We start from the raw sequence: 25,927 nt of genomic DNA on the forward strand, positions 1-25,927 counted from the left end.
CGATGCAGATCTGGCGCACTCTGCGCGCAGTCCCCGGCTGGGTCTACGCGCTCGTCTTCGCGGCCGCGGTGATGCTGGCCCCGATGCTCGGCCTCGATCCGGCCGACACTCGACAGCTGCAACTGGCCTGCATCCTGGCGCTCGTCGTCAGCGGCTTGAACCTCAGTCTCGGGTACGCGGGCGAACTCGCCCTCGGACAGGCCGCGATGTACGCCGCCGGTGCGTACACGGCGGGTCTCCTGTCGCAGGAGGGTCACACCGACATCATCGTGCAGCTCGTCGCGGCGGGCGTCGTCGCCCTGCTCGTCGGCGTCGTCACCGGCATCCCGGGCCTGCGCCTGGGCAGCTGGTCGCTGGCGATGACGTCGTTCTTCCTCATCCTGCTGGTCCCCGACATCCTCGCCGTGTTCGGCGGCAAGACCGGCGGCCGCAACGGCCTCGCCGGCATGGAGCCGCCGACGCTCTTCGGTCAGGAGATCGGCACCGACTTCTACTACATCGTCGCCGCGGTGACGGTCCTGTGGTTCGTCGTGATGCGCAACCTGGTGGTGTCCCGCCACGGCATCGCGTTCCGGACCCTGAAGCAGTCGCCGGTGCTGGCGCGGTCGCAGGGCGTGTCGGTGTTCCGGATGAAGCTCCTCGGGTACGCACTCGGCGCCATCCCCGCTGGTCTGGCCGGTGCACTGTTCGCGAACACCGACCTGTTCATCGCCCCCGAGGCCTTCGGCTTCACCTTTGCGACGGCCGTGCTGGCCGCGTCGATCCTCGGCGGTTCGGCGAGCATCTACGGTGCGGTGATCGGCGCCGCGATCATGCAGTTCGGCCCCAACCAGTCCACCGCGTTCCAGGAGTACGCGCTGGTGGTCTACGGCGGCTTCCTCATCGTCGGCGGCGTCCTGCTGTCGGGCGGCCTCACCACCCTGATCACCGGCGCCCGCCGCTGGTTGGACCGCCGAGCGGGCATCGGTGTGGTCGGTGAGCCGTCGAATCGTGAACCCGACGCCGCGGTCACCCTGGAGAAGATCGACGGCGCCGTCCTCGACGTGGCCGACCTGTCGAAGTCGTTCGGCTGCAACCAGGCGCTCCGGTCCGCGAGTCTGCACGCCGAACCCGGACGGGTCACGGCCCTGATCGGTCCCAACGGCTCCGGCAAGACGACGATGCTGAACATGATCTGCGGCTTCTACACCGCGGACGCCGGCACCATCGCCGTCGGAGGCACGCAGACCCAGCGGTTCGCGTCGCACCGCGTGGCGCGCGAGGGCGTTGCCCGCACGTTCCAGACGCCGAACATCCCGGAGAACGTGACGGTCCTCGAGGCCGTCGCCGCGGGACGCTACATGACCGACCGAGCGTCGATGCTCGCCACCTTCCTGCGGCTGCCGAGCTACCGCCGTACCGCACGCAACGACGTCGCCGAGGCCGAGCGGGTCCTTGAAGCGGTCGGGATGGCGCATCTGCGCGACGAGATCGCCACCTCCCTGCCGCTCGGCATGCGCCGCATGCTCGAGGTGGCGCGCGCGGTGGTCGCGCGGCCGCGCGTGGTCCTGCTCGACGAGATCGCCTCCGGCATGGACGAGAACGAGTTGGTCCGACTCTCGACCCTGATCCGCGCGTTGCGCGATGCGGGCGCCACGGTGCTCCTGGTGGAGCACAACTTCCGCCTGGTGCTCTCGCTGGCCGACTCGATCGTCGTGCTGGCGCAGGGTCAGGTGATCGCCGAGGGTCCGCCCGAGGAGATCGAGAAGCATCCGCGAGTGCTGAGCGAATACCTCGGCATCGATCCCGACGGCCCCGAGGCCGCCGACGTTGAGAGGCTGACGCGATGACCGCCGCCGACGAACCGCTGCTCACGGTACGGAACCTGCAGAGCGGATACGGAGATCTGCGCGTGGTGTGGGACGTGTCGATCGATGTGCGCCCGGGCAAGGTGACGGCCCTGCTGGGCCGCAACGGCGCCGGGAAGACCAGCACGCTGCGCGCTCTGACCGGCCTGAACAAGGTCCACGGCGGCACCATCGAGTTGGACGGCGTCGACTTGACGAGCGTTCCCGTCCACAAACGCGTCCGCATGGGCATGGCATACGTGCAGGAGGGCAAGCGCGTCTTCCACAAGCAGACCGTCGAGCAGAATCTGCTCCTCGGCGGCTACTCGCGCAGGCTGCGTCGTTCCGCGCTGAAGGACGACGTGGAGCGCGTCTACGAGATGTTCCCGATCCTCGGGGAGAAGCGGCACCTGGCCGCCGGCTCCATGTCCGGCGGTCAGCAGCAGATGCTCGCGATCGGCGCCGCGCTGATGTCGAACCCGAAGCTCCTCCTGCTCGACGAACCCTCCGGCGGCCTGGCACCGGTCATCGTCAACGAGGTGATGGAGCACGTCCAGCGACTGAAGGACGACGGCCTGGCCGTCCTGCTCGTGGAGCAGGCGGTCGAAGCCGCGATGAGCGTCGCCGACCACGTGACCGTCCTCGACATCGGCCGCGTGGTCCTGGACTCCCCCGCCGACGCGATCGACGACATGGAGGTCCTCAAGGACGCCTACTTCGGCCGGTCGGACTCGATCGGATGAATCACCTGAACGAGAGGATCCAGCCATGAGGTGCGGCATCGACGTCTTCGGCGCCGAACGGTTCTACGACGGCGCCGTGCGCGGGGTCCTGGACCTCGCGATCCGCGCCGACCGCGCGGGCGTGGACCTGCTGACCACCTCCGACCACCTGGGATTCGCGCGGCAGGCGCACGCCGACCGGATCCGTACCCACGCCTTCCCCTTTCCGCTCGAGCAGGCGTGGCCGGAGCCGATGAGCCTGCTGTCGGCGGTCGCGGCCGTCACCGAGCGGATCGACCTCGGCGCCTACGTGCTCGTCGCCCCGCTGCGGCCCGCGGTCCTGCTCGCCAAGCAGATCGCGACCCTCGACGTCCTGTCCGCCGGTCGCGCTCGGATCGGGATGGGCGTCGGCTGGCAGGAGGCCGAGTACGAGGCCGCAGGCATCCCATTCCGCGGCCGATTCGGCCGGCTCGAGGAGATGCTCGCCGCGTGCCGCGAACTGTGGGAGGCGGAGGCGCCGTCGTTCACCGGCTCGGGTTTCGCGTTCGACGACTTCCACAGCCTTCCGCGCCCCGTTCAGGACCGCGTCCCGGCGATCCTCGGACTCGGTGCTTCGCAGCGGAATTTCGACCGCATCGCCCGGGTCGCCGACGGCTGGGCTGTGACCCCCGCCGACATGCCCGACCTCGACGCCTCCGTGAAGCTGCTCCGGCAGACCTTCGCCGACCACGGCCGCGACCCGTCCGACGCCGAGGTCCAGGTCCTGCTGCCCGTCTCGCTCCGCTCCGACGGCGACGTCGACCTCGACGCGATGCGGGCGGAGGCGGAGTCCGCCGCGGCCGCGGGAGTCGACACGGTGCTGTTGCGGCCGTCGTCCCTGCCGACCGACGCCGACGGTCTCGACTCGCTCATCGCCTGGCTCGTCGACATGACGCACGGCTGTCCTGAGCGTTCACTCGACGGTTGTTAGGCTTCTGACATGGCCGAAAACGAATCGGAGTCCGACTGCGAGGGCACCACGTATCCGTCGCTCCCCGCCACGAGCTGGGCCGTTCTCGGCATGCTGACCTACGGTGAGCGACTCACCGGCTACGACCTCAAGAAGTGGGCCGACTGGAGCATCGGCTACTTCTACTGGAGCCCGTCGATCAGCCAGATCTACGCCGAATTGAAGAAGCTCGAGAAGGCCGGCTTCGTCACCTCCGAAGTGGTCTCCGAGCCCGGCGAACGAGGTCGACGCGTCTACGAGATCACCGAGAGCGGTACCCACGCCGTCCGCAACTGGTCCCGGGACGCTCCCGTCGATCAGCCGGTCCTCAAGCACGGTCTGATGCTGCGCATGTGGATGGGTCACCTCAACGAGCCCGAGCACCTCAAGGAATTGGTGCGCTCGCACATCGCCAATCTCGAAGCGCTGCGCGACGAGAGCCGTCTGCACATGGAGAACGCGGATCGCGAACCGGCGTGGGCGTTCTCGGTGATGAGCCTGGACTGGTCGATGAAGTACTTCCAGGCGGAGATCGACCTCGCCAACGACCTGCTGCAACAGATCGACAAGGCCACCGAGACCTTCTCCCATGTCCGTGGTCTCGACGAGATGGGCAACCCGATTCCGAATGAGACGGAGTCGTGGCGGCGCGTCGAGGATTACGTCACTCATCTGACGCACGACGGGCACTGAGCACGACCGATCTGGCGGAGTCGGCCCCGGTGAACCGTCGCGCCCTGCACAATCTGATCGAGACCACTGCCGTATACCCGCACGAAATCGAGGTCCTCCCGCATGTTCCGCAAGATCCTGGTCGCCAACCGCGGCGAGATCGCAATCCGAGCTCTCCGCGCCGCCGTCGAACTGGATATCGCCACCGTCGCCGTGTACCCGCACGAAGACCGCAACTCCCCGCACCGGTTCAAAGCCGATGAGGCCTACCAGATCGGCGAGCCCGGCCATCCCGTGCGCGCCTACCTGGACGTCGACGAGATCATCCGGGTCGCGAAGGAGTCCGGCGCCGACGCCGTCTACCCCGGTTACGGTTTCCTCTCCGAGAACCCCGATCTGGCGCGCGCGTGCGAGACCAACGGGATCACCTTCGTCGGTCCGGCCGCCGAGGTGCTGCAGCTGACCGGTAACAAGTCTCGCGCCATCGCCGAGGCGAAGGCCGCCGGCCTGCCGGTGCTGGCGTCGATCGAACCGTCCACCGATCCGCAGTCGCTGGTCGAGCCCGGCTTGAAGATGAAGTTCCCGGTCTTCGTGAAGGCCGTGTCGGGCGGCGGCGGCCGCGGCATGCGACGCGTCGACGACCCCTCGCTGCTGGCCGCCGCTCTCGACGAGGCCTCCCGCGAGGCGGAGTCGGCGTTCGGCGACGGCGCCGTGTACATCGAGCAGGCCGTCATCAAGCCGCGGCACATCGAGGTCCAGGTGTTCGGCGACGGTTCCGGCGACGTCGTCCACCTGTACGAGCGCGACTGCTCGGTGCAGCGACGCCACCAGAAGGTGATCGAGCAGGCGCCCGCCCCCGATCTGCCCGCGGAGATCCGCGACCGGATGTGCGCGGACGCCGTCGCGTACGCCAAGCACATCAACTACTCGTGCGCGGGCACCGTCGAGTTCCTGCTCGACGCCGACGGCGACTACGTCTTCATCGAGATGAATCCCCGCATCCAGGTGGAGCACACGGTCACCGAGGAGGTCACCGACGTCGACCTGGTCCAGACGCAACTCCAGGTGGCGGCGGGCGCACGCCTCGCGGACCTCGGGCTCACCCAGGACCGGATCCACCTGCACGGCGCAGCCGTTCAGTGCCGCATCACCACCGAGGACCCGGTCAACGACTTCCGGCCCGACACCGGCCGCATCACCGCGTACCGGTCGCCGGGCGGCGCGGGCATCCGCCTCGACGGCGGCACCACCGTGGGCGCCGAGGTGGGCGCCTACTTCGACTCGATGCTGGTGAAGCTGACTTGCCGCGGATCGACGCGCGAGATGGCCCTGGCCCGCGCCGGTCGTGCTCTCGTCGAGTTCCGCATCCGCGGCGTCACCACCAACATCCCGTTCCTGCGCGCCGTGCTCGACGAGCCGTCGTTCCGCGCCGGCGCCGTGGACACCGGATTCATCGGCGAGCATCCGGAGTTGATGCACGGGCACACTCCCGCCGACCGCGGCACCCGCATGCTGAACTACCTCGCGGACGTCACGGTGAACCGGCCGCACGGCAAGGCCCCGAGCGGCGTGGACCCGGCTCGGAAGCTGCCGTACATGGATCCGCAGCGCAGCATCGTCGACGGCTCCCGTCAGCGGCTGCTGGAACTGGGCCCGGAGAAGTTCGCCGCCGACCTGCGTGCGCAGACCGCCCTGGCGATCACCGACACCACCTTCCGCGACGCGCACCAGTCGCTGCTCGCGACCCGCGTCCGCACCAAGGACCTGACGGCCGTCGCCGGCGCGGTCGCCACCAACATCCCCGAACTGCTCTCGATCGAAGCCTGGGGCGGGGCCACCTACGACGTCGCTCTTCGCTTCCTCCACGAGGATCCGTGGGAGCGGCTCGCACGTCTGCGGCGCTCGATTCCGAACATCTGCCTGCAGATGCTGCTCCGCGGCCGCAACACCGTCGGCTACACGCCGTACCCGACCGAGGTGACCGACGCGTTCGTCGCCGAGGCCGCGGCGACGGGCATCGATATCTTCCGCATCTTCGACGCCCTCAACGACGTCGATCAGATGAAGCCCGCGATCGACGCGGTCCGTGCCACCGGCACGGCGGTCGCCGAGGTGTCGCTCTGCTACACCGGCGATCTGACGAACCCTGCCGAGGACCTGTACACCCTCGACTACTACCTGCGGCTCGCGGAGAAGATCGTCGACGCAGGCGCTCACATCCTGGCGATCAAGGACATGGCCGGCCTGATGCGCGCCCCGGCGGCCGCGACTCTGGTCAGCGCCCTGCGATCGCGCTTCGACCTGCCCGTCCACGTCCACACGCACGACACCGCGGGCGGTCAGCTCGCCACCTACCTCGCAGCCTGGAACGCCGGCGCGGACGCTGTGGACGTGGCCGCCGGCCCGATGTCGGGCGGCACCAGCCAGCCGTCGATGGCCGCGGTGATCGCCGCGACCGCCAACACCGACCGCGACACCGGCATCGACCTGGACGCCGTCTCCGAACTGGAGCCGTACTGGGAGGCCATGCGCGGCATGTACAAGCCGTTCGAGGCGGGCATCCCCGCGCCGACCGGCCGCGTGTACCACCACGAGATCCCAGGCGGTCAGCTGTCCAACCTGCGGGCGCAGGCCACCGCGCTCGGGCTCGCCGACCGCTTCGAGGACATCGAGAACGCGTACGCGGGCGTCGACCGGGCGTTCGGCCGTCTGATCAAGGTGACGCCGTCGTCGAAGGTCGTCGGCGACCTCGCGCTGGCCCTCGTGGGCTCCGGGATCACCGCCGAACAGTTCGCGGCCGACCCGGGCGTCGTGGATCTGCCGGACTCCGTCACGGGCTTCTTCCGCGGCGAGCTGGGCACGCCGGTCGGCGGATGGCCCGAACCGCTGCGGACCCAGGCGTTGAACGGCACCCCCGCGGTGGTGCCGCCGCTGACCCCGCTGTCCGACGACGACCGCGCCGAGCTCGGTGCGGATTCGGCGACGCGTCGAAAGGCGTTGTCGCGCCTGCTGTTCCCCGGCCCGGCCAAGGCCTTCGACGAGCACTCGACCAACTACGGCGACACGTCGGTCCTCGGCACCCGCGAGTTCCTGTACGGACTCACCTCCGGCACCGAGCACCATGTGCGGCTCGCACCGGGCGTCACCCTGCTCCTCGGTCTGGAGTCCGTCTCCGATCCTGACGAGCGCGGCATGCGGACGGTGATGTTCTGGATGAACGGTCAGTTGCGTCCGGTCCGCGTCCGCGACCGCTCCATCGAGGACGCTCGCCCGCGCGCCGAGAAGGCCGACCCGAACAACGTCGGTCATGTGCCCGCACCGTTCGCCGGCGTGGTGACCCTCGAGGTGGCCGTCGGCGACGAGGTGGAGGCGGGTGCCACCATCGCCCACATCGAAGCCATGAAGATGGAGGCCGCCATCACGACCTCCGTCGGCGGCACCGTCTCCCGCGTCGCGATCTCCGACGTCGCGCAGGTGGAGAACGGTGACCTGCTGGTCACGATCGACGTGAAGTAAGACCCGACCGCGCTGTTCGCTTACGCTGACGACGCTCGCTCACCTCCGGAAGTGAGCGAGCGTCGTTCTAGTCAGCGGACAGCGTCGTAGGGAGCGAACGCCGCCGAACTAAGCGGACGCGTCCTCGCGCGAGTCGACCACGCGGCGACCGGTCACCAGGCCGGGCAGACCGCGCCCGTGCTCGGTGACCAGGATCGCGATCGCGGCGACCACGGTGAAGACTCCCGCCACGGCGCCGTCGCCGATCAGGTTGAGCAGGAGGTAGCCGCCGACGCCGGCGAGCAGACGCAGAATACGGGTCGCCCATTCCGGGAGACGGCCGCCGCGGTACTCGAGGGCCACGACGAGCTCGCCCACGGTGCGACCGGTAGCGGCGACGACGACGGCCCAGATCACGAAGGTGATCACGATGCCGACGACGCGGGCCCGGTCCAGATCGGCGTCGACCGCTGCATGGCGTTGCACGACGATCATCCACGCGGCGCCCGCGAGATAGATCAGGAACAGGCACACCGTTGCGGCGAGGAGGTCGCACACGGCGGCGACGATCCGACGCACCTTCGTGACAGGTCGAGGTTCGAGGGCATCCGGCGACGACTCGAGGCCGCGGTGCTGCCGGGGCACGACCAACGCCACGATCGAACCGACGACGGCGCCCGCCGTGTTGGTCAGCATGTCGTCGACGTCGAAGACCCGGTACGCGCAGTCGTAGATGCCCCACAGCCCGGTGAGCTGGGTCAGCTCGATGAACACCGATGTGCCCAGGCCTGCGAAGAACGCGGTCGGCAACCCGCGACCGCCGAGGACGCGGATGAAGAAGCCGAGCGGGACGAACAGCGCGACATTGAACACCAACTGCAGAATCGCGGGATCGGTGAGGCCCGCCGCGCCCTGGACGTCGCGCACCGCCTGCCACAGGTCGGTGTTCTTTCCGACGCAGACGAGGTCGTCGGGATCCGGCAACGGGATCAGCGTGTACGTCCAGATGGCGCAGAAGTACACCAGCGCCGCAACCCACACCAGAGTCCGGCCGGCGGTGATCCTGCCGCGTCGGCGATAGCTGATCGCCACGAACGGCACGAACAACACCAGTGCGATGACCGCACCCATCACGATCGCGAGCGTCGTCGCGACTACCTCGTTTCCCACGGTGAGGACCCTATCGGACCTGCGCCTATGACAATGGCCCGGGATCGACGACGCACGTCACCCGACGCGATCCCCGATCGCCTCGTAGGCCCACATCGTCGTGTACGCCAGGGCGAGGAAGGTCGCGACGGCGACCGCGACCCCGGTTGACTGCACGTGTGAGAACGGTGAGCCGACCCAGTCAACGGTCCGTGCGACGACGGCCTCGGGACGTGTCACCAGGTCCCAGGAGTTCCAGCGTTGGAACCGCCCGATGACGACGCCGATCGCGCACAGCCCCACCGACACGACCATCGTCGCCCAACCCGCGACCGTGCCCCACTCCTCCTCGATGCGACGATGCACCAGCCGCATGGAGATCACGCCGAGCATGATCCCGATCCACGCCGCGAACCCGTACTGCAGGATGTGCCGCCACAGTTCGTAGCCGTCGCCGAGGTGCACCAGGTCGGTCACCAGGTACGGAGCGTTCGGCAGGAACGCCAGCCAGCCCAGCCCCACGGGAATCAGCCAGACGCGACGGCGTACGGCGGCGAATCCCCACGCGAAGACCAGCGGAATCCACGCAAGGAAGAGGTTCCAGATCAGAAACCTGCTCGGGTACGACAGCGGCGCAGCCGGATCCGTCATGCCCATCACAACAGTGAGCAGTGTCGTCGCCGCCAGCGCGGCGATCAGAACTAGTTGACGGAGAGTTCTCGGCGACCCGACCGACGTATCACTCATGGCGCCAGCGTACCGAGGCGCTGGAACGACGACGGCGCCCCGGAACCGAAGTTCCGGGGCGCCGTTGGTCTAACCGGCTGGAAGCGGATCAGGCGTTGCCCGACAGCTTCTCGCGCAGAGCAGCGAGCTGCTCGTCGCTGGCCAGCGAGCCACCCGACTGGGCCGGGCCGCTGGTCGACGACGTCGACTGCGAGGACGAGCTCGACGAGGAGTAGTCGCTGGGTGCGTTCTCCGCCTCGGCGGCAGCAGCAGCGAACTTCTCGATCTGAGCGGTGTGCAGCTTGTGGCGGCGCTCGGCCTCGGCGTAGCGGGCCTCCCACTCCTCACGCTGCTTGTCGTAGCCCTCGAGCCACTCGTTGGTCTCGGCGTCGAAGCCCTCGGGGAAGATGTAGTTCCCCTGCTCGTCGTAGCTGTCGGCCATGCCGTACTTCGAGGGGTCGAACTCCTCGGTGTAGTCCTCGTTGGCCTGCTTCAGCGACAGCGAGATGCGACGACGATCCAGGTCGATGTCGATGACCTTGACCATCGCGTCGTCGCCGACGGAGACGACCTGGTCCGGGACCTCGACGTGGCGCTCGGCCAGCTCGGAGATGTGGACCAGACCCTCGATGCCCTCTTCGACGCGGACGAACGCACCGAACGGCACCAGCTTGGTGACCTTGCCCGGGACGATCTGACCGATCGCGTGGGTGCGGGCGAACTGACGCCACGGGTCTTCCTGGGTGGCCTTGAGCGACAGCGACACGCGCTCGCGGTCCATGTCGACGTCGAGGACCTCGACGGTGACCTCGTCGCCCACGGTGACGACCTCGGACGGGTGATCGATGTGCTTCCAGGACAGCTCGGAGACGTGCACCAGGCCGTCGACGCCGCCGAGATCGACGAAGGCGCCGAAGTTGACGATCGAGGACACGACGCCCTTGCGGACCTGGCCCTTCTGCAGCTGGTTGAGGAACTCGCTGCGAACCTCGGACTGGGTCTGCTCGAGCCATGCGCGGCGCGACAGAACGACGTTGTTGCGGTTCTTGTCGAGCTCGATGATCTTGGCCTCGACCTCCTTGCCGATGTACGGCTGCAGGTCGCGGACGCGGCGCATCTCCACCAGCGAGGCGGGGAGGAAGCCACGGAGGCCGATGTCGAGGATCAGGCCGCCCTTGACGACCTCGATGACGGTGCCCTTGACGGCCTCGTCCTTCTCCTTGAGCTCCTCGATCGTGCCCCAGGCGCGCTCGTACTGAGCCCGCTTCTTCGACAGGATCAGGCGGCCTTCCTTGTCCTCCTTGGTGAGGACAAGCGCTTCGACCTCGTCGCCGACGGAGACGACTTCGTTGGGGTCGACGTCGTGCTTGATCGACAGCTCACGCGAGGGGATGACGCCCTCGGTCTTGTAGCCGATGTCGAGCAGGACCTCGTCGCGATCGACCTTGACGATGGTGCCTTCGACGATGTCGCCATCGTTGAAGTACTTGATCGTGGCGTCGATGGCTGCGAGAAAGTCCTCTGCCGAGCCGATGTCGTTAACGGCTACTTGCGGCGAGGAGATCGTGGGGGACGACATGTGTTGAGTTGCTCCGGACAAGTGTCTAGTAGGTACGGTATTCGGGACAGTCCTTGCAGGTTGAGCCCGTTTTCCCAGTGGTCTGTGCGTCGGTCCGGAGCGATGGCCCCGGTCGGCGCGGAGTGCATGCTCGCGCACACACGAGTTCAAGGGTACTACCCGTGATCGACCTGCACAAACGGGGCGCGGCCCCACCTCTGACGAAGGAGTCGACGATGGCGCATTCGATCGAGATCCTGCCCGATCCGGACACCGAAGCAGCCATCCGAGATCAATGGAGCAGGCTTGACGCGGCCGGGATTCCGAACGCCGGACGGGTCCGCGCGCACACTAATCGGCCCCACTGCACCCTGATGGCCGGCACGAGCATCTCCCCCGCCGCAGACTCAGCCCTCGCCACCGTCGCGCAGCGACTCCCGTTCGCACTCCGTATCGGTGGTGCGGTGGTCTTCCCGGCGGGCCGCAGATTCACCCTCGCGCGTGCCGTGGTGCCGTCGACAGAGTTGCTGTCGACGCACGCGACGGTCGTGCGTCTCGCCGCCGACCACGTCGACGAGCTGTCGGCGCACTGCCGCCGCGGTGCGTGGACGCCGCACATCACGCTCGGGCTCCGTCTGACGGCGGAGGAACTGGCCGCGGCGCTCGACCTCCTGTCGTGGGAGTCGATCGTCGGGCGCGCCACCGATCTGAGACGCTGGGACGGCGACGCCAAGACCGACGTGATCATCGCCGGCCGTGGCTGCTGACCCGTACCGACAAGGACCGATGACCGTGACCTCCTCCCCTCGTCCTCCGCGCCTCCTCGGCGACGTCGACTCCGCCGACAGCGAGCGCGCCAACCGCCACTGGTGGGACGACGAAGCCGCCGACTACCACGCCGAGCACGGCGACTTCATCGGCGGAACCACGCCGGGCGGCGAGTTCGTGTGGGGTCCCGAACGCCTCCGAGAGGCCGACGTGCACCTGCTCGGTGACGTCGCCGGGCGCGCCGTCCTCGAGATCGGCTGCGGCTCCGCCCCGTGCTCACGGTGGCTCAGGGCCCAGGGCGCCGACGTGGTCGGACTCGACGTGTCGATCGGGATGCTCCACCACGGCATCGCGGCGATGGCACAGGACGCGGCACCGGTTCCACTCGTCCAGGCCGGCGCCGAGCACCTGCCGTTCGCCGACGCGTCGTTCGACCTCGCCTGCTCGTCATTCGGCGCGGTCCCGTTCGTCGCCGACTCGGCGCGCGTGATGCGGGAGGTGGCGCGCGTGCTGCGGCCCGGCGGCCGGTGGGTGTTCTCCACCAACCATCCGATGCGCTGGATGTTCCTCGACGACCCCGGCCCCGACGGCCTCGTGGTGCGGATGTCGTACTTCTCGCGGACCCCGTACTCGGAGGCCGACGACGACGGCACGGTCACCTATGTGGAGCACCACCGCACGATCGGCGATCGGGTGCGCGAGATCGTCGCCGCAGGTCTGGTGCTGGAGGACATCGTCGAACCGGAGTGGCCGGACGATCTGGAGGACGAATGGGGCCAGTGGTCTCCCCTGCGCGGCTCCTATTTCCCCGGCACCGCGGTCTTCGTGTGCCACAAGCCCGCATGACGCCGACGACCGCGGTTCAGGCGTGTCTGAGTCCGCGATAGACCGCTTGGCCGACGAAGGCACCGAGACGATCCGGCGACCAGACATGAGTGTCAGGGTCCTGCGCCAGTAGGGTCCGGACCGCACTCTCCCCCGCGCTCACCCAGAACTCGACGAGGACGGGCAACTTCGCGGCGGCGTCGTCGACTCCCCATGAGGCGAGGGTCGGCGCGAGCAGTTGTGAGCACCGCTCCACGACCACCCGTCGCCCGCGACCGAACAGATCCATGACGTCGGCATCGGGGCTGCCATACAGAAGCCGCCATCCCTGCGGTCGCGCCTGCACCGCCGACAACAGGGATTGGAAGCCCTCGACGAAGACCGACTCGGGGGCAGCCACGTCGCGGTCACGGAGGATCACTGCGAGCGCCTCACCCAGATAGCGTTCTTCTCGGGCGATCAGCGCCTGGAGGATCTCAGCCCGGCCGGGAAAGCCCGCGTAGACAACCGGACGAGTCACGTTCATGCGCTCGGCGATCGCGACGATGGTCACCGCGGAGACGCCGGACTCCGCGGCGATCTCCAACGCGACGTCGAGAATCTGCGGGCGGCGACGTTCCGGTCCGAGGTGTTTGGCGCGTGGCCGCACCGTCGGTTCCTGCGCCGGCGCCACCGCCTCGGCATGCCCCATCCGATCGACCTCCTGTCCCGCCCGCGGACCGCCGCCGCCTTCGTCTCGTCACATCGTACGACCGACCACGGGGTCGGCCTCTACTCCAGGTCCGGCGGACCGACCGTACTTCGACCGCGCATCCTCGACGTCGACGACAGCCGGAAACGAGGGGTCCGAGGCATTGACGTGCTGGCGGTAGAGCCCACCGGTCATCGGGCCGACCGCGTGGTCCGCCACTCGGACGAGCGCCGCTGGGTTGTTCTCGATGGACGCGACCGCAGCTCGAACCATCGGCCGGTAGGCGGCGGAGACGCCGATCGGCAGTTCGAACCCGCCCAGTTCACGCATCCACCGCGGCAGGCTTGCGATGGCGGCGGGTGCCACCAGACGCGAGGTGAGCCAGAGTCTCCCGCCCCGCGAGCTCGGTGTGTACAGCAGATAGTGCATGCCGCGGCGAGCACGCTCAGAGACACACAGTGTGGGCCGGACGCGATCGAAATAGTCTCGCACCTCATCACGCGTGCGCGGGACGTCGGAGACCTTGCACGTCTGCAGCTGCGCTGCAATGGCGCACTCCTCCCAGTAGCGGTCCTCTTCCTCGGGCGCGAGCGGTCCCGGCCCGTACATCTCGTAGCACTTGAGCACCGAGTGCCAACCCGTCACGTGGATCCAGAGCTGCGACGCCGGATTGTTCGCGCTGTAGCGGCGACCGGTGATCGGGTCGATGCCCGTGGACTTCGCGTGAACCGCTGTCAGGTGCTCCGACGCCTGGACCGCCATCTGACTGTCACCGACGGCGACGATCAGAAAGTACGCCAACGTGTGGTCCATCCGCCCGAGCGGGTCGGAGTATATGCCGCCCAGATCCGCGACCGCCGCGGTGAGTCCGGGATCGAAATGCTCGAGAGTGACGGCGCGCTGGAAACCGATCAACGCGGTCGGCGCCGTCCACACCTTCCACGTCGGGGACTCCGGACCGAAGAATCCGTAGTCGACAGACCGGATCTGCCGACCCGGCGCGTGAAACTGCGGACGCGCTTCTGTGGTCATTCTCGTGATCTCCCCAATGGTCGAGGACGTGTCGTCACAAACACTTCCTACATGAATGAATGTAATTCATTCAGAACTGTAGCATCCAACCTCGACATGGCAAGAGGAGATTCGATCGGGCCGTCCGCACTGCGTCTACCATCCCTTTCATGGACACCCCACGCGCGGAGGTCCTCGATTGCCGAAGAATGGATCGGCTCGACCGAGCCGCGTTCACCTACGACGCCGTCGGCGCGAGCCTCGACCGTGCCGTCCCGAGCGGATTCCACCGGCTGCATCGCAGCGGACCGCTCGACGTCCCGTTCGCCGTCGCACGGGAGGCACTGTTCGCGTGGCAGGTGCAGCTCCGCTCCGGGGTGCGCGTGCGCGCTTCGTCGCCGCGGGTGGCACCGGGCGTCGTCGCCGAGGTGTCGATCGGTCTCGGCCGCCTGCGGATGCGAGCGCCGGTTCGCGTCGTCGCGGTGATCGACGAGCCGCGAGTGGCCGCCTTCGCTTACGGAACACTCCCCGGCCATCCCGAGGCCGGCGAGGAGTGCTTCCGGGTATCGGTCGACGACGACGGGCTGGTCCGCTTCACGCTCGACGGCTTCTCGCGCCCGGGGTCACTTCTGACCAAGCTGGGCGCGCCGGTGGCCGCGGCGGTCCAGTCCCGAATTACCGATCGGTACCTGTTGTCCCTGTGTGCGAGCACGTAGCGTGGCGGTATGTGCCGCAACATCACAGAACTGCGCGGCCTCGAGCCGGCAGCAACCGAAGACGAGATCGAAGCCGCTGCGCTTCAGTACATCCGCAAGGTGTCCGGAATCCGGAAGCCGAGCGCTGCGAACCGCGAGGCGATCGATCGGGCCGTCGCCGCGGTGACGGCCGCGACGCGCGAACTCCTCAGCGAACTCCCCGCGCGGAGGCAGCCGCCCCAGACCGTGCCGCCTCTCCGCAGACCGGAGGTCCAGGCGCGGATCGCGGCGCGAGAAGCCGCCGCGAGCGCTGCCGCCCGCTGATCGAACCGCACGGTCACAGCAGCTTGGAGAGGAACTCCTTGGTCCGAGCCTGCTGAGGATTGCCGAGGACCTCGTGGGGGTCGCCCTTCTCGACGACGACGCCGCCGTCAATGAAGACCAGCTGGTCGGCGACCTCGCGGGCGAAGCCCATTTCGTGGGTCACGACGACCATCGTCATGCCCTCGGACGCGAGCGTCCGCATCACGGCGAGGACGTCGCCGACGAGTTCCGGGTCGAGCGCCGAGGTGGGCTCGTCGAACAGCATCAGCTTGGGATCCATGGCGAGCGCGCGGGCGATGGCGACACGCTGCTGCTGCCCGCCCGACAACTGCGCCGGATAGGCGTCGGCCTTGGCGCGCAGCCCCACCTGCTCGAGGAGGTCGTAGGCGCGTTCGGTCGCCTCCGACTTCGACTTCCCGCCGACCAGGACCGGGGCCTCGATGATGTTCTCCAGGGCGGTGCGGTGCGGGAACAGGTTGAAGTGCTGGAACACCATGCCGATGTCGCGGCGCTGCCGTGCCGCGTCGCGCGGGCTCATCTCGTAGAGCTTGCCGCCGCGCTCGCGGTAACCGATCAGGTCGCCGTCGACCAGGAGACGGCCGGCGTTCACCTTCTCCAAATGGTTGACGCAGCGGAGGAAGGTCGACTTGCCGGATCCCGACGGGCCGATCAGACAGGTGACCTCGCCGCGCTCCACCTCCAGGGACACGCCCTTGAGCACCTGCAGCGCGCCGAAGTTCTTGCAGACCTGCTCGGCGACGACCATCGGCTGCGCTGCCTGCGACTGCTGTGCTGCGGTCACTTGCCCTCCTCCACAATCGTCTTGCCCGCCGCGGCGAGCGCTTCCAGCTGGCCGTCGGTGAGCTGGCGCGAAGCGCCCTTCGCGTAGTGCTTCTCCAGGAAGTGCTGCCCCACCATCAGCACCGACGTGACCGCCAGGTACCAGGTGGACGCGACCAGAAGCATCGGGATGGGCTGGAAGTTGACGCCGGAGATGTCGCGCGACCGGCCGTACAGCTCGAGGCTGAACGGCACTGCGAGCACGAGGCTGGTGGTCTTCAGCATGCTGATGACCTCATTGCCGGTCGGCGGGATGATCACGCGCATGGCCTGCGGCAGAACGGTCCGGCGCATGGTCTGTCCCCACGACATGCCGAGCGCGACCGACGCCTCCATCTGCCCCTCGCCGACCGACGAGATGCCTGCGCGCACGATCTCCGCCATGTACGCCGCCTCGTTGAGCGCGAGTCCGACCACCGCGAGCACGAAGACGTACTCGAGGCTGAGCTGCTGGATGTCGATCTCGACGAACGTGGGTCCGAACGGGACGCCCAGATCGACGATCGGGTAGATGGACCCGACGAGGCCCCACAGCACCAACTGGACATAGACCGGGGTGCCGCGGAACACCCAGAGGTACACCCATGCGGTGGCGCTGAGCACCTTGTTCGGCGACATGCGCATCACCGCGACGATCACACCGAGCACCACGCCGAAGACCATGGCGAGCACGGTGAGGGCGAGGGTGTAGCCGACGCCGGAGAGGATCCGTTCCTCGAACAGGTACTTGAAGTAGGTGTCCCAGCGGTACGCGTCGTTGGTCGCTGCGCCGTAGACGAACAGCCCGACCAGGATCAGGATGACGGCACCGGCCACCCACTGTCCGGGGTGCTTCAGCGGGACCGCTTTGATGGGCGCGGGCCCGATCGGGTCGTCGCTCGTACGGTTGTCGGTGACTGTCATCGACTCATTCCTTCGCCCCGTTGATCTCTGCGCGCGTGATCATGCCCGCCTCCACTCCCCAGTGCCTGGAGATCTGCTCGTACTGCCCGTGGTCCATCAGGTACTGCACCGCCTTCTGCATGGCGGCTGCCAAAGACGATCCCTTGAGGACGGGCAGTCCGTAGGGCGCCGCGTCGTACGTGGGCCCGACGAGTTGCAACTGCCCCTCGGTCTTCTTGACCGCGTACGCGGTGACCGGCGAGTCAGCGGAGACCGCATCCACCTGTCCGAGAAGGGCCGCGTTGACGGCCTGGTCCTGCGTGTCGAACTTGACCTTGATGATCGGGGCCTTGCCCGCCTTCACACACGCCGCGCTCTTCGCCGGCACCTCGTCGGTGTCCTCGACGGTGGTCGACTGCACGCCGACGCGGAGACCGCAGGCGTTGTCGGGATTGAGGTCGCGACCCGCCTTGGCCGCCCACTGGACGCCCGCGCTGAAGTAGTCGACGAAGTCGACCTCCTTCTCGCGTTCCAGGGAGTCCGTGAACGACGACATGCCCATGTCGAAGGTGCCCGACTGGATGGCCGGGATGATCTTGTCGAAGTCGGCCTCGTTGTACTCGGTCCGGAGTCCCAACACCTGCGCGGCGGCGTCGACCAGGTCGACGTCGAAGCCGATGATCTCGCCGTCGCGGTTCTTGAACTCGTTGGGCTGATACGGGGTGTTAGTGCCGATCCGCAGCCGGCCCGACGCCTTGATCGCCGCCGGAAGCAACGCGGCGATCTCGGGCTGCACCGCGATCGTCACCTTCAACGGCTTGGTGTCGAGCGCCGACTCGTCGACCACGCAACTGGTCAGTGCCCCAGTCGCAACCAGAGCGGTCACCAGCACCGGCAGCACTCGGGCGCGCAGCGATCGCACTCGCATCGACACCTCTCAAAGATCCTGTGGGACGGACGAAGTCACGCGAGAATTCGTCCTCGGTGAAACTATGAGTATGACGGATTTCATCGTCGCGGATGCCCAGTGGGGCCCAACTCGACGACGAATGTCGCCTCCCGGAACCGATCAGCGCAGGTGTTCGGTGATCGCGGTGCCGAAATCCGCGGTGGTCGCGTCGCCGCCGAGATCCCCGGTCGCGACACCGTCGGCGAGGACATGGGCGACGGCGCCGTCGATGGCGTCGGCGGCGGCTTCGACGCGCTCGTCACCGGTCCGGAGACCGTGCCACCGCAGCAGCATCGCGACCGAACCGATCATCGCGACCGGATTCGCCGTGCCGCTCCCGGCGATGTCAGGGGCGGCGCCGTGGACGGCCTGCGCCATCCCCTGCGTCGCGGAGGTGTTGATCGACGGCGCCAGCCCCAAGGATCCGGAGAGCTCGCCGGCCAGGTCGGAGAGAATGTCGCCGAACAGGTTCTCGGTGACGATCACGTCGAAGTCGGCGGGACGCCGCACCAGCAGCGCAGCCATCGCGTCCACGTGCTGCTCGTCCACCCGCACATCCGGGTAGCGCTGGGCGACGTCCCGGCACACGTCACGGAACAGCCCGGTCGTCAAGCGCAGGACGTTGGCCTTGTGCACGATCGTCACGTGCCCGCGGCGTCGGCGAGCCGCGTCGAAGGCCTCCACCGCGATCCGCTCGGAGGCGGCCCGGGTGATGACGCCGACCGCCATCGCGACATCGGGCGTGGGCATGAACTCGCCGCTGCCGATCGTCATGTTCCGGTCGGCGTACAGGCCCTCGCTGTTCTCCCGAACCACGAGGACATCGATGTCGGGGGCGACGGCGGGCACCCCGCCGTGCGCCCGCGCCGGTCGCAGGTTGGCGTACAGGCCGAACTGCTTGCGCAGCGTCGCCCCGGGCGGCGGGTTGCGGAGCTCGGGCGGGTACGACGCGCTGTCGTGCGGACCGACGACCCACAGGCCGATCTCTTCGAGGGCTTCGAGCGTCTCGGCGGGGACCGCCTGCCCGTGCGAAGCGATCGCCGTCGCGCCGAACGGCAGCGTGGTCGGCGCCAGCGTGATGCCCTGTGCGGCGAGCGCGCGGGTCGCGACGTCGATCGCGACCGGCACCACCTCGGGTCCCACTCCGTCGCCGGCGAGAACCGCGACCTGGATCGTGTCGCCCATCAGTGCGCCGCGTCGTCCCAGCTGCGGCCGTAACCGACCGAGACCTCGAGCGGCACCGACAACTCGATGGCGCCGCCCATCTCCTCGCGGACGAGGGCCTCGACGGCGTCACGCTCACCGGTCGCCACCTCCAGGACCAGTTCGTCGTGGACCTGCAGCAGCATGCGCGAGCGCAGCTGTTCGGCGACGATCCGCTTCTGCACGTTGATCATCGCGACCTTGATGATGTCGGCGGCGGTGCCCTGGATCGGCGCGTTCAGCGCCATCCGTTCCGCGGACTGCCGACGCTGGAAGTTGTCGGAGTTCAGGTCGGGCAGGTAGCGGCGTCGGCCGAACAGGGTCGCCGTGTACTCGTTGCGCCGGGCCTCCTCCACCACGTGGTGCAGGTAGTCGCGAACGCCGCCGAACCGGTCGAAGTACTGCTCCATCTGCTGTTTGGCCTCTTCGCGGCCGATGCCGAGCTGTGCGGCCAGACCGTAGGCGGACAGGCCGTAGGCCAGTCCGTACGACATCGCCTTGACCCGCGACCGCATCTGCGCGTCCACCTGATCGATCGGGACGCCGAAGGCACGCGAACCGACGAAGCTGTGCAGGTCCTCCCCCGCGTTGAACGCCTCGATCAGGCCCTCGTCCTCGGACAGGTGCGCCATGATGCGCATCTCGATCTGCGAGTAGTCGACGGTCATCAGGCTCTCGAACTCGACGTTCCCGCCGCCGATCGCGACCGGATTCGGCGCCACGACAAAGGCGTGGCGGATCTGGCGACCCGCCTCGGTGCGGACCGGGATGTTCTGCAGGTTCGGTTCGGTCGACGAGAGCCGGCCGGTGGCGGCGACAGTCTGGTTGAACGTGGTGTGGATCCGCTGGTCGTCGGCGATCGTCTTCTGCAGGCCCTCCACCGTCACGCGCAGTCGGGTGGCGTCCCGGTGCTCCAGGAGGTGCTTGAGGAACGGGTGCTCGGTCTTCTCGTACAGGGAGGTGAGTGCGTCGGCGTCGGTGGTGTAACCGGTCTTGGTCTTCTTGGTCTTCGGCATGTCGAGCTTGTCGAAGAGGACCGCCTGCAACTGCTTCGGCGAACCGAGGTTCACCTGTTCGCCGATCACCTCGTACGCGGCCTCGGCGGCGTCGCGGACGCGCTGCGCGAACTGCCTCTCCAACTCGTCGAGATGCTCGACGTCGACGGCGATGCCCGACGCCTCCAGATCGGCCAGCACGAACGCGAGGGGCAGCTCCATTTCGCGGAGCAGCGGCGCGGAGTCGATGCGTTCGAGTTCGGTGTCGAGGGTGTCCGCCAGTTCGGCGACGGCCGCCGCCGACAGCATGAGCTGCTCGGCGGCCTTCTGCGCGTCGGCGTCGTCGTCGAGCAGCGACAGCTGGCCGTCGCCCGGTCCCGAGTCCTCCGCCTTGAGCTCACGACTCAGGTACCGCAGAGCGAGATCGTCGAGGTTGAACGACCGCTGCGCCGGACGCAGCAGATAGGCGGCGAGCGCGGTGTCCGAGGTGACTCCCGCGAGGGTCCAGCCGCGACCGCGGAGCGCGTGGATCGCCCACTTCACGTCGTGGACAGCCTTCGGCCGGCTCTCATCGGCGAGCCAGTCGGCCAGCGCCGCATCGTCGTCCACCGTCAACGCCACCGGGTCGAGGTAGGCGGCCTCGCCGTCGGCGCCGGCGATCGCCAGCGCTTCGACATCGCTGCCGACCACCTGGTGCGGCGCGGTGACCGCCAGGCCGCTGCGGCCCGACGCCGTGTGCGCGGCCAGCCAGTCGGCGACCTCCCCGGCGCCGAGCCGGGTGGCGGTGATGTCGAATCCCGCGTCCGCTTCGGGCTCCACGGAGGTGAGGGTGGAGAACAGTCGGTCGCGGAGGACCTTGAACTCGAGGTCGTCGAAGAGCTTGTGGATGCGCTCCCGGTCCCAGGCGTGCAGCGCGAGGTCGTCCGGCCCGGCCGGCAGCTCCATGGTGCGGATCATCTCGGTGAGCTCGCGGTTCATCAGCACCGAGGCGAGGTTGGCGCGCAGCGAGTCGCCGACCTTCCCCTTCACCTCGTCGACGTGATCGACGAGCGACTGCAGCGAGCCGTACTGGACGATCCACTTGGTCGCCGTCTTGTCGCCGACCCCGGGAATGCCGGGCAGGTTGTCGCTCTTGTCGCCGCGCAGTGCGGCGAAGTCGGGGTACTGCTGCGGCGTGAGCCCGTACTTCTCCTCGACGGCCTCGGGGGTGAATCGGGTCAGCACCGACACACCGGTCTTCGGGTACAGGACCGTGATGTTCTCGTTCACCAGCTGCAGCGAGTCGCGGTCGCCGGTCACCACCAGGACGCGGTACCCCGCGGCATCCGCCTGGGTGGCGAGCGTGGCGATGATGTCGTCGGCTTCGAAGCCCTCCACCGCCATCACCTGAATACCCATCGCTTCGAGGACGTCCTTGGTGAGGTCCACCTGGCCGCGGAACTCGTCGGGCGACTTGTCGCGCTGCGCCTTGTACTCGGGGAACATCTCCGAACGGAAGGTCTTGCGCGAGACGTCGAAGGCCGCTGCGATGTGTGTCGGCTCCTCGTCGCGGAGCAGGTTGATCAGCATCGACGTGAAGCCGTACACGGCGTTGGTGCTCTGGCCGGTGTTCGTCTTGAAGTTCTCGGCGGGCAGTGCGAAGAACGCACGATAGGCCAGCGAGTGACCGTCGAGAAGCATCAGCGTCGGCCTGCCCGACTTTCCTCCGGTCTTGCCTGCACCTGACTGGGTCGTTGTCTGCGCTGCACTCACGGAGACCACTCTAGGTTGTGGGTCCGACAGTCGTGGACCCGGCGCGAACGTTACTGCGTGGCGCCCAGGGTCTCGACGACGATCTCGGCGACGGCCTTCATCGTGACGCGCTTGTCCATGGCGTTCTGCTGGATCCAGCGGAACGCTTCGGGCTCGGTCATGGCGCGCTTGTCCATGAGCAGCCCCTTGGCGCGGTCGATGAGCTTGCGCGCCTCGAACCGACCGGAGAGGTCGGCGATCTCGGCTTCGAGGACCTTCAGTTCGCGGTAGCGACTCAGTGCCAGTTCGATGGCGGGCACCAGGTCGGCCTGGGTGAAGGGCTTGACTATGTAGGCCATGGCACCGGCGTCGCGGGCGCGTTCGACGAACTCCCGCTGACTGAACGCGGTCAGCATCACGACGGGTGCGATGCGTTTGCGGGCGATCTCGCTGGCCGCGTCGATCCCGTCGCGCACGGGCATCTTGACATCCATGATCACCAGATCGGGATGCAGGGATTCGGCGAGGTCGACGGCCACCTGTCCGTTCGGTGCCTCGCCGACGACGTCGTAGCCCTCGTCACGCAGCATCTCGATGAGGTCCATGCGGATCAGCGAGTCGTCCTCGGCCACCACCACCCGGCTCGCCGGTCGGACGGTTCCGCCTGTCTCACTCATGAACTCGGCTCCGCTCCTGGTTGGCGATCAGATCCGCGACTCGCTGGGATCGTGGCTGCTGTGCCCCGGGCCGGACTCGAACCGGCACCTCGTTAGAGACCGCATTTTGAGTGCGGCGCGTCTGCCAATTTCGCCACCGGGGCCGGTGGTGGTGCGAGAAACGAGTGTACGCACACCGTTCGCGATCGACCGCATCGGCCCCTGTCGACGTCGGCGACGGCCCGACGCCGAGGGAGGAATGCACCGAAACTACGCGAGGCTCTTCCATTGTTCTCAGATCACACTTAGTGTTACCTGAGAGTAAGAACACGTTCTCGTGTCTCATGCGTTGCGCCCGTTGCGCCTTCGGGGAGGAACAACACTGTGAAGTCATCATCCATGCGGCGTCGTCTGACGTCGGTTCTCATCGCCGTGCTGACCGCGCTTCCGCTGGTCGCGGCACCCGTCGGCACGGGTCGCTCCGATGCCGCCGTCTACGGTGCGCTCGCCGCGCAGTGGACGCGCACTCACGACGGCAAGCAGAAGTACGGCGGCTACTCGGTCAAGCCCGACGTCCCGATCCGCATGTCCGACGGCACCGTGTTGCGCGGCAACCTGATCCGCCCCGTCGGCCGCGACGGCAAGCCGGTGAGCACCAAGCTGCCGACCATCGTGAACATGACGCCGTACACCAAGATGGTCAGCGCGCTGGCGTCCGAGGTGATGAACTATCCGGTCCTGGTCCCGCAGTTGATCGACCTGCTCAACGGCATCAACCTCCGCGGCACGGTTCTGTCCGGCTACAACGAGCTCGTCGGTGCACTCCGCGGCGGACTCATCCAGACCTTCGCCTACGACCCGCAGCTGATCAAGAGCGGCTACAACATGCTGGTCGTGGACGTTCGCGGCACCGGCTTCTCCCAGGGCACGTGGCAGGTCTTCGGCGATCGCGAACGCAAGGACACCGTCGAGGTGGTCGACTGGGCGGCCAAGCAGCGCTGGTCCAACGGCAAGATCGGCATGGCAGGCGTCTCCTACTCGGGCATCAACCAGCTGCAGGCCGCGTCCGACGACCCGGGCAAGCTCGGGGCCATCTTCCCCGTCGTCCCCGGCGCCGACCTGGTCCGCGACATCATCGCCCCCGGCGGCGGCCTCGGATTCGGCTTCCTGCTGCCGTGGCTGACCCTGGTGAACTCGTCGAAGATGATCCCGAACATCGCGTCGATGCTGAACGGCACCTTCGACTGGAAGTGGCTCGCCGACCGGATCAAGGATCCGCTGACCTACTTCGACGTGCTGATCGACGCGCTCGCGACCCGGAACGTGAAGGACTTCGCCCCCAAGACCCGCGACATGATGACGGCGAACTCCGCACGGCGGAAGTCGCTGTTCACGGACGTGAACCGGGTGCAGACGCCGACGTTCGCGATCGGCGGATGGAACGACCTGTTCACCAACTCCGAATCGCGTCTGCTCAGCGGACTGTCGCAGCTGCCGAACGCGCAGAAGAAGCTCATCATGGATGACGGCTACCACATCACCTCCAGCTCGAACTTCGGGCAGAAGGGGCACCCGCCGCGCATCGACGTCCTCGCCCGCGCCTGGTACGACCGGTGGCTCAAGGGCATCCACAACGGCATCGACCGGTACTCGCCCGCCACGCTCGCCTCCGAGCCGACCGGGAACTTCCTCCAGGGCGACACCTATCCCCTGCCCGGATACACCTACCAGCGGCAGTACCTGCGCGGCACACCGTCGCGCACCGTGAACACTCCCGTCGCCGGCGACGGCTCGCTCAGCTCGGCCAAGCCGACCCGTCGCGCCACCCGCGAGGTGAAACCCGGCCTCTCGACGCTGTGCGACCGCGACGCCGCACAGGCCGCCGCGGGTGTCACGATCCTGTTCGACTTCTGCGGTAAGGACACGCGCCTGTCGGAGGTGGCCGCGCAGACGTTCACCGGCAAGCCGGTCTCGTCGCTGACCCGCATCAGCGGCACGCCGGTCGTCCACCTGCGGCAGCGCCTGAAGGCGACCGACGGGTACTGGCATGCGACGGTCAACATCGTCTCCCCGGACGGTCGGTCGCAGATCGTGTCGATGGGCCAGCTGATGGTGTCGCTGCGCGGCGTGGACGCGTCGAAGAGCACGTACGCCCCGAACGGCGACCTCACCGATCCGTTCCTGTACCTGTCGCTGGATCACTACAGCAAGGTGCGCCCCGGTCAGATCCTGGACATCGACATCCCGATGTCGGCCACGCAGGCCGCGCTGAAGCCCGGTGACCGCCTGCGCGTGGACCTGTACTCGTTCAACTTCCCGAAGTCGGTGCCGCTGGGTCCGGGGCTGTGGTCGTCGCAGCTGCGCCCCCAGTACATCGAGATCGATCCGGCGAATCCGAGCTGGGTCAACGTGCCGCTGTCGAAGGCGATTCGATGACCGCCGCACTGGAGATCGCCGTCCAGGACGTCGCCGGCGCGGTGATCGCCCGGGACGGCGGCGCCGACCGGATCGAACTCTGCGCCGCCCTCGGCGCGACCGGCGGACTGACGCCGTCGCCCGGCCTGATCTACGGCGCATCGGCGGTCGGGATCGATGTCCACGTCCTGATCCGCACTCGACCGGGCGGTTTCGTCTACACCGACGACGAACTGACCGTGCTGGTCGCCGATGTGCAGGCTGCGGTCCGGTTCGGCGCGAGCGGCGTGGTGGTCGGCGCCCTGCGGCCGGACGGCTCGCTGGATCCGGCGGGGACACGTCCTGGTCGATGCGGCCCGGGCGGCTGAGCAGGCGGCCGGTCGGGCCGTCGACGTGACCTTCCACCGCGCCATCGACGCGGCCGCCGACCCGGTCGCCGCCATCACCGCGCTCGGAGACCTGGGCGTGAACCGGGTCCTCACGTCGGGCGGCGCAGCGAAGGCGGGTGACGGCCTGGCCGTGCTGCGTGCGTTGGTCGCGGCGGACACCGGCGTGCAGGTGATGGCCGGCGGCGGAGTGGCCGTCGATGCGATTCCCGCGATCCTCGCCACCGGGGTGCACGCGGTGCACCTGTCCGCCAAGGCGACGATCCCCGATCCGGGCGCTGCCGGCCCCGGCGGCGGCACCGCGTCCGAGTTGGAGGTCACCGACCCCGCCCTCGTCGCGGCGGCAGCCGCCGCACTTCGCACTACCAACGCGTAGAACCTCCGAGAATCGGACATCCGCCTCGGATGTCTCGCTGTACG

General features: G+C 68.1%; 21 protein-coding genes, 1 tRNA gene and 1 pseudogene. 11 read left to right on the plus strand and 12 right to left on the minus strand.

The features are described from left to right. Positions 1 to 2: 2 nt before the first annotated feature. The 5 genes from ACH46_RS11990 to ACH46_RS12010 all read left to right on the plus strand — a co-directional run bounded on the left by ACH46_RS11990 (position 3) and on the right by ACH46_RS12010 (position 7,724). On the plus strand, positions 3 to 1,829 hold the full coding sequence (locus ACH46_RS11990) for a branched-chain amino acid ABC transporter ATP-binding protein/permease (RefSeq protein WP_062393111.1): 1,827 nt from the start codon (positions 3 to 5) through the stop codon (positions 1,827 to 1,829). Continuing rightward, a complete protein-coding gene (locus ACH46_RS11995; protein ID WP_062393113.1) occupies positions 1,826 to 2,569 on the plus strand; it encodes an ABC transporter ATP-binding protein in 744 nt (247 codons plus the stop codon). Before ACH46_RS11990 ends, ACH46_RS11995 begins: the two co-directional genes overlap by 4 nt. Positions 2,570 to 2,594: 25 nt before the next feature. Next, on the plus strand, positions 2,595 to 3,518 hold the full coding sequence (locus ACH46_RS12000; protein ID WP_062393115.1) for a TIGR03619 family F420-dependent LLM class oxidoreductase: 924 nt from the start codon (positions 2,595 to 2,597) through the stop codon (positions 3,516 to 3,518). Between the two features lie 9 nt (positions 3,519 to 3,527). Next, positions 3,528 to 4,229: a PadR family transcriptional regulator gene (locus ACH46_RS12005; protein WP_062393116.1), complete on the plus strand. Its 702-nt coding sequence runs from the start codon at positions 3,528 to 3,530 to the stop codon at positions 4,227 to 4,229. Positions 4,230 to 4,331: 102 nt separating this feature from the next. After that, the gene (locus tag ACH46_RS12010; RefSeq protein WP_062393118.1) at positions 4,332 to 7,724 is read left to right on the plus strand and encodes a pyruvate carboxylase; all 3,393 of its coding nucleotides are present in this window, start codon (positions 4,332 to 4,334) and stop codon (positions 7,722 to 7,724) included. Between the two features lie 108 nt (positions 7,725 to 7,832). Here the strand turns inward: ACH46_RS12010 and ACH46_RS12015 are convergent, their stop codons facing one another. The 3 genes from ACH46_RS12015 to rpsA form a co-directional block, all read right to left on the minus strand. Continuing rightward, complete coding sequence (locus tag ACH46_RS12015) at positions 7,833 to 8,873, minus strand: VanZ family protein (protein WP_226995601.1); 1,041 nt, start codon at positions 8,871 to 8,873, stop codon at positions 7,833 to 7,835. Positions 8,874 to 8,930: 57 nt separating this feature from the next. Then, a complete protein-coding gene (locus ACH46_RS12020) occupies positions 8,931 to 9,599 on the minus strand; it encodes a DUF1361 domain-containing protein (RefSeq protein WP_062393119.1) in 669 nt (222 codons plus the stop codon). An 88-nt stretch (positions 9,600 to 9,687) separates the two neighbouring features. Further along, positions 9,688 to 11,157 carry a 30S ribosomal protein S1 gene (gene rpsA, locus ACH46_RS12025; protein ID WP_062393121.1) on the minus strand — a complete coding sequence of 490 codons (1,470 nt, stop codon included), beginning with the start codon at positions 11,155 to 11,157 and terminating at the stop codon, positions 9,688 to 9,690. A gap of 215 nt (positions 11,158 to 11,372) precedes the next feature. Between rpsA and ACH46_RS12030 the strand changes: the two genes are divergently transcribed. Then, complete coding sequence (locus ACH46_RS12030) at positions 11,373 to 11,903, plus strand: 2'-5' RNA ligase family protein (protein ID WP_062395339.1); 531 nt, start codon at positions 11,373 to 11,375, stop codon at positions 11,901 to 11,903. Between the two features lie 25 nt (positions 11,904 to 11,928). Further along, positions 11,929 to 12,750, plus strand: coding sequence for a class I SAM-dependent methyltransferase (locus ACH46_RS12035; protein WP_417935247.1), 822 nt, complete (start codon positions 11,929 to 11,931; stop codon positions 12,748 to 12,750). Between the two features lie 16 nt (positions 12,751 to 12,766). Here ACH46_RS12035 and ACH46_RS12040 read toward each other — a convergent pair whose 3' ends face one another. Together ACH46_RS12040 and ACH46_RS12045 are read right to left on the minus strand one after the other, a co-directional pair. After that, the gene (locus ACH46_RS12040) at positions 12,767 to 13,420 is read right to left on the minus strand and encodes a TetR/AcrR family transcriptional regulator (protein ID WP_062393125.1); all 654 of its coding nucleotides are present in this window, start codon (positions 13,418 to 13,420) and stop codon (positions 12,767 to 12,769) included. A gap of 48 nt (positions 13,421 to 13,468) precedes the next feature. Beyond that, positions 13,469 to 14,452 carry an oxygenase MpaB family protein gene (locus ACH46_RS12045; protein WP_062393127.1) on the minus strand — a complete coding sequence of 328 codons (984 nt, stop codon included), beginning with the start codon at positions 14,450 to 14,452 and terminating at the stop codon, positions 13,469 to 13,471. A 149-nt stretch (positions 14,453 to 14,601) separates the two neighbouring features. Between ACH46_RS12045 and ACH46_RS12050 the strand changes: the two genes are divergently transcribed. Together ACH46_RS12050 and ACH46_RS12055 are read left to right on the plus strand one after the other, a co-directional pair. Next, positions 14,602 to 15,147 carry a DUF1990 family protein gene (locus ACH46_RS12050; protein ID WP_062393129.1) on the plus strand — a complete coding sequence of 182 codons (546 nt, stop codon included), beginning with the start codon at positions 14,602 to 14,604 and terminating at the stop codon, positions 15,145 to 15,147. Between the two features lie 9 nt (positions 15,148 to 15,156). After that, positions 15,157 to 15,450, plus strand: coding sequence for a DUF2277 domain-containing protein (locus ACH46_RS12055; RefSeq protein ID WP_062393131.1), 294 nt, complete (start codon positions 15,157 to 15,159; stop codon positions 15,448 to 15,450). Between the two features lie 13 nt (positions 15,451 to 15,463). On the opposite strand, the gene ACH46_RS12060 is transcribed toward ACH46_RS12055, so the two are convergent. The 7 genes from ACH46_RS12060 to ACH46_RS12090 form a co-directional block, all read right to left on the minus strand. Then, a complete protein-coding gene (locus ACH46_RS12060; protein WP_062395340.1) occupies positions 15,464 to 16,216 on the minus strand; it encodes an amino acid ABC transporter ATP-binding protein in 753 nt (250 codons plus the stop codon). Between the two features lie 32 nt (positions 16,217 to 16,248). Further along, entirely contained in the window at positions 16,249 to 17,193 is a 945-nt protein-coding gene (locus tag ACH46_RS12065; protein ID WP_062393133.1) for an amino acid ABC transporter permease, read from the minus strand. A gap of 4 nt (positions 17,194 to 17,197) precedes the next feature. Continuing rightward, positions 17,198 to 18,100 carry an ABC transporter substrate-binding protein gene (locus tag ACH46_RS12070; RefSeq protein ID WP_062395342.1) on the minus strand — a complete coding sequence of 301 codons (903 nt, stop codon included), beginning with the start codon at positions 18,098 to 18,100 and terminating at the stop codon, positions 17,198 to 17,200. A gap of 141 nt (positions 18,101 to 18,241) precedes the next feature. Then, on the minus strand, positions 18,242 to 19,306 hold the full coding sequence (locus ACH46_RS12075) for an isocitrate/isopropylmalate dehydrogenase family protein (RefSeq protein ID WP_062393135.1): 1,065 nt from the start codon (positions 19,304 to 19,306) through the stop codon (positions 18,242 to 18,244). Beyond that, positions 19,306 to 21,999, minus strand: coding sequence for a DNA polymerase I (gene polA / locus ACH46_RS12080; RefSeq protein ID WP_120298724.1), 2,694 nt, complete (start codon positions 21,997 to 21,999; stop codon positions 19,306 to 19,308). Before polA ends, ACH46_RS12075 begins: the two co-directional genes overlap by 1 nt. A 122-nt stretch (positions 22,000 to 22,121) precedes the next feature. Continuing rightward, complete coding sequence (locus tag ACH46_RS12085) at positions 22,122 to 22,727, minus strand: ANTAR domain-containing response regulator (RefSeq protein ID WP_062393136.1); 606 nt, start codon at positions 22,725 to 22,727, stop codon at positions 22,122 to 22,124. 61 nt (positions 22,728 to 22,788) lie between these two features. Next, positions 22,789 to 22,870, minus strand: a tRNA-Leu gene (locus tag ACH46_RS12090). Between the two features lie 235 nt (positions 22,871 to 23,105). Here ACH46_RS12090 and ACH46_RS12095 point away from each other — a divergent pair. Both ACH46_RS12095 and ACH46_RS21970 read left to right on the plus strand, forming a co-directional pair. Continuing rightward, entirely contained in the window at positions 23,106 to 25,142 is a 2,037-nt protein-coding gene (locus ACH46_RS12095) for a CocE/NonD family hydrolase (RefSeq protein WP_062393138.1), read from the plus strand. Continuing rightward, positions 25,139 to 25,883 (plus strand): annotated as a pseudogene (locus ACH46_RS21970) (copper homeostasis protein CutC). Before ACH46_RS12095 ends, ACH46_RS21970 begins: the two are co-directional and overlap by 4 nt. Positions 25,884 to 25,927 lie beyond the last annotated feature (44 nt).

Origin of the sequence: Gordonia phthalatica, assembly GCF_001305675.1 — a bacterium.
Lineage (GTDB): Bacteria > Actinomycetota > Actinomycetes > Mycobacteriales > Mycobacteriaceae > Gordonia > Gordonia phthalatica.

Bases quoted from the DNA above. Each gene is read 5' to 3' on its own strand.
- polA (WP_120298724.1), bottom strand. From the start codon at position 21,999: ATGCTTCTCGACGGTCACTCGCTGGCCTATCGTGCGTTCTTCGCACTG.
- ACH46_RS12000 (WP_062393115.1), top strand. From the start codon at position 2,595: ATGAGGTGCGGCATCGACGTCTTCGGCGCCGAACGGTTCTACGACGGC.
- rpsA (WP_062393121.1), bottom strand. From the start codon at position 11,157: ATGTCGTCCCCCACGATCTCCTCGCCGCAAGTAGCCGTTAACGACATC.
- ACH46_RS12010 (WP_062393118.1), top strand. From the start codon at position 4,332: ATGTTCCGCAAGATCCTGGTCGCCAACCGCGGCGAGATCGCAATCCGA.
- ACH46_RS12005 (WP_062393116.1), top strand. From the start codon at position 3,528: ATGGCCGAAAACGAATCGGAGTCCGACTGCGAGGGCACCACGTATCCG.
- ACH46_RS11990 (WP_062393111.1), top strand. From the start codon at position 3: ATGCAGATCTGGCGCACTCTGCGCGCAGTCCCCGGCTGGGTCTACGCG.
- ACH46_RS12020 (WP_062393119.1), bottom strand. From the start codon at position 9,599: ATGAGTGATACGTCGGTCGGGTCGCCGAGAACTCTCCGTCAACTAGTT.
- ACH46_RS12075 (WP_062393135.1), bottom strand. From the start codon at position 19,306: ATGGGCGACACGATCCAGGTCGCGGTTCTCGCCGGCGACGGAGTGGGA.
- ACH46_RS12050 (WP_062393129.1), top strand. From the start codon at position 14,602: ATGGACACCCCACGCGCGGAGGTCCTCGATTGCCGAAGAATGGATCGG.
- ACH46_RS12045 (WP_062393127.1), bottom strand. From the start codon at position 14,452: ATGACCACAGAAGCGCGTCCGCAGTTTCACGCGCCGGGTCGGCAGATC.
- ACH46_RS12065 (WP_062393133.1), bottom strand. From the start codon at position 17,193: ATGACAGTCACCGACAACCGTACGAGCGACGACCCGATCGGGCCCGCG.
- ACH46_RS12070 (WP_062395342.1), bottom strand. From the start codon at position 18,100: ATGCGAGTGCGATCGCTGCGCGCCCGAGTGCTGCCGGTGCTGGTGACC.
- ACH46_RS12040 (WP_062393125.1), bottom strand. From the start codon at position 13,420: ATGGGGCATGCCGAGGCGGTGGCGCCGGCGCAGGAACCGACGGTGCGG.
- ACH46_RS12030 (WP_062395339.1), top strand. From the start codon at position 11,373: ATGGCGCATTCGATCGAGATCCTGCCCGATCCGGACACCGAAGCAGCC.
- ACH46_RS12060 (WP_062395340.1), bottom strand. From the start codon at position 16,216: ATGGTCGTCGCCGAGCAGGTCTGCAAGAACTTCGGCGCGCTGCAGGTG.
- ACH46_RS12055 (WP_062393131.1), top strand. From the start codon at position 15,157: ATGTGCCGCAACATCACAGAACTGCGCGGCCTCGAGCCGGCAGCAACC.
- ACH46_RS12085 (WP_062393136.1), bottom strand. From the start codon at position 22,727: ATGAGTGAGACAGGCGGAACCGTCCGACCGGCGAGCCGGGTGGTGGTG.
- ACH46_RS11995 (WP_062393113.1), top strand. From the start codon at position 1,826: ATGACCGCCGCCGACGAACCGCTGCTCACGGTACGGAACCTGCAGAGC.
- ACH46_RS12095 (WP_062393138.1), top strand. From the start codon at position 23,106: ATGCGGCGTCGTCTGACGTCGGTTCTCATCGCCGTGCTGACCGCGCTT.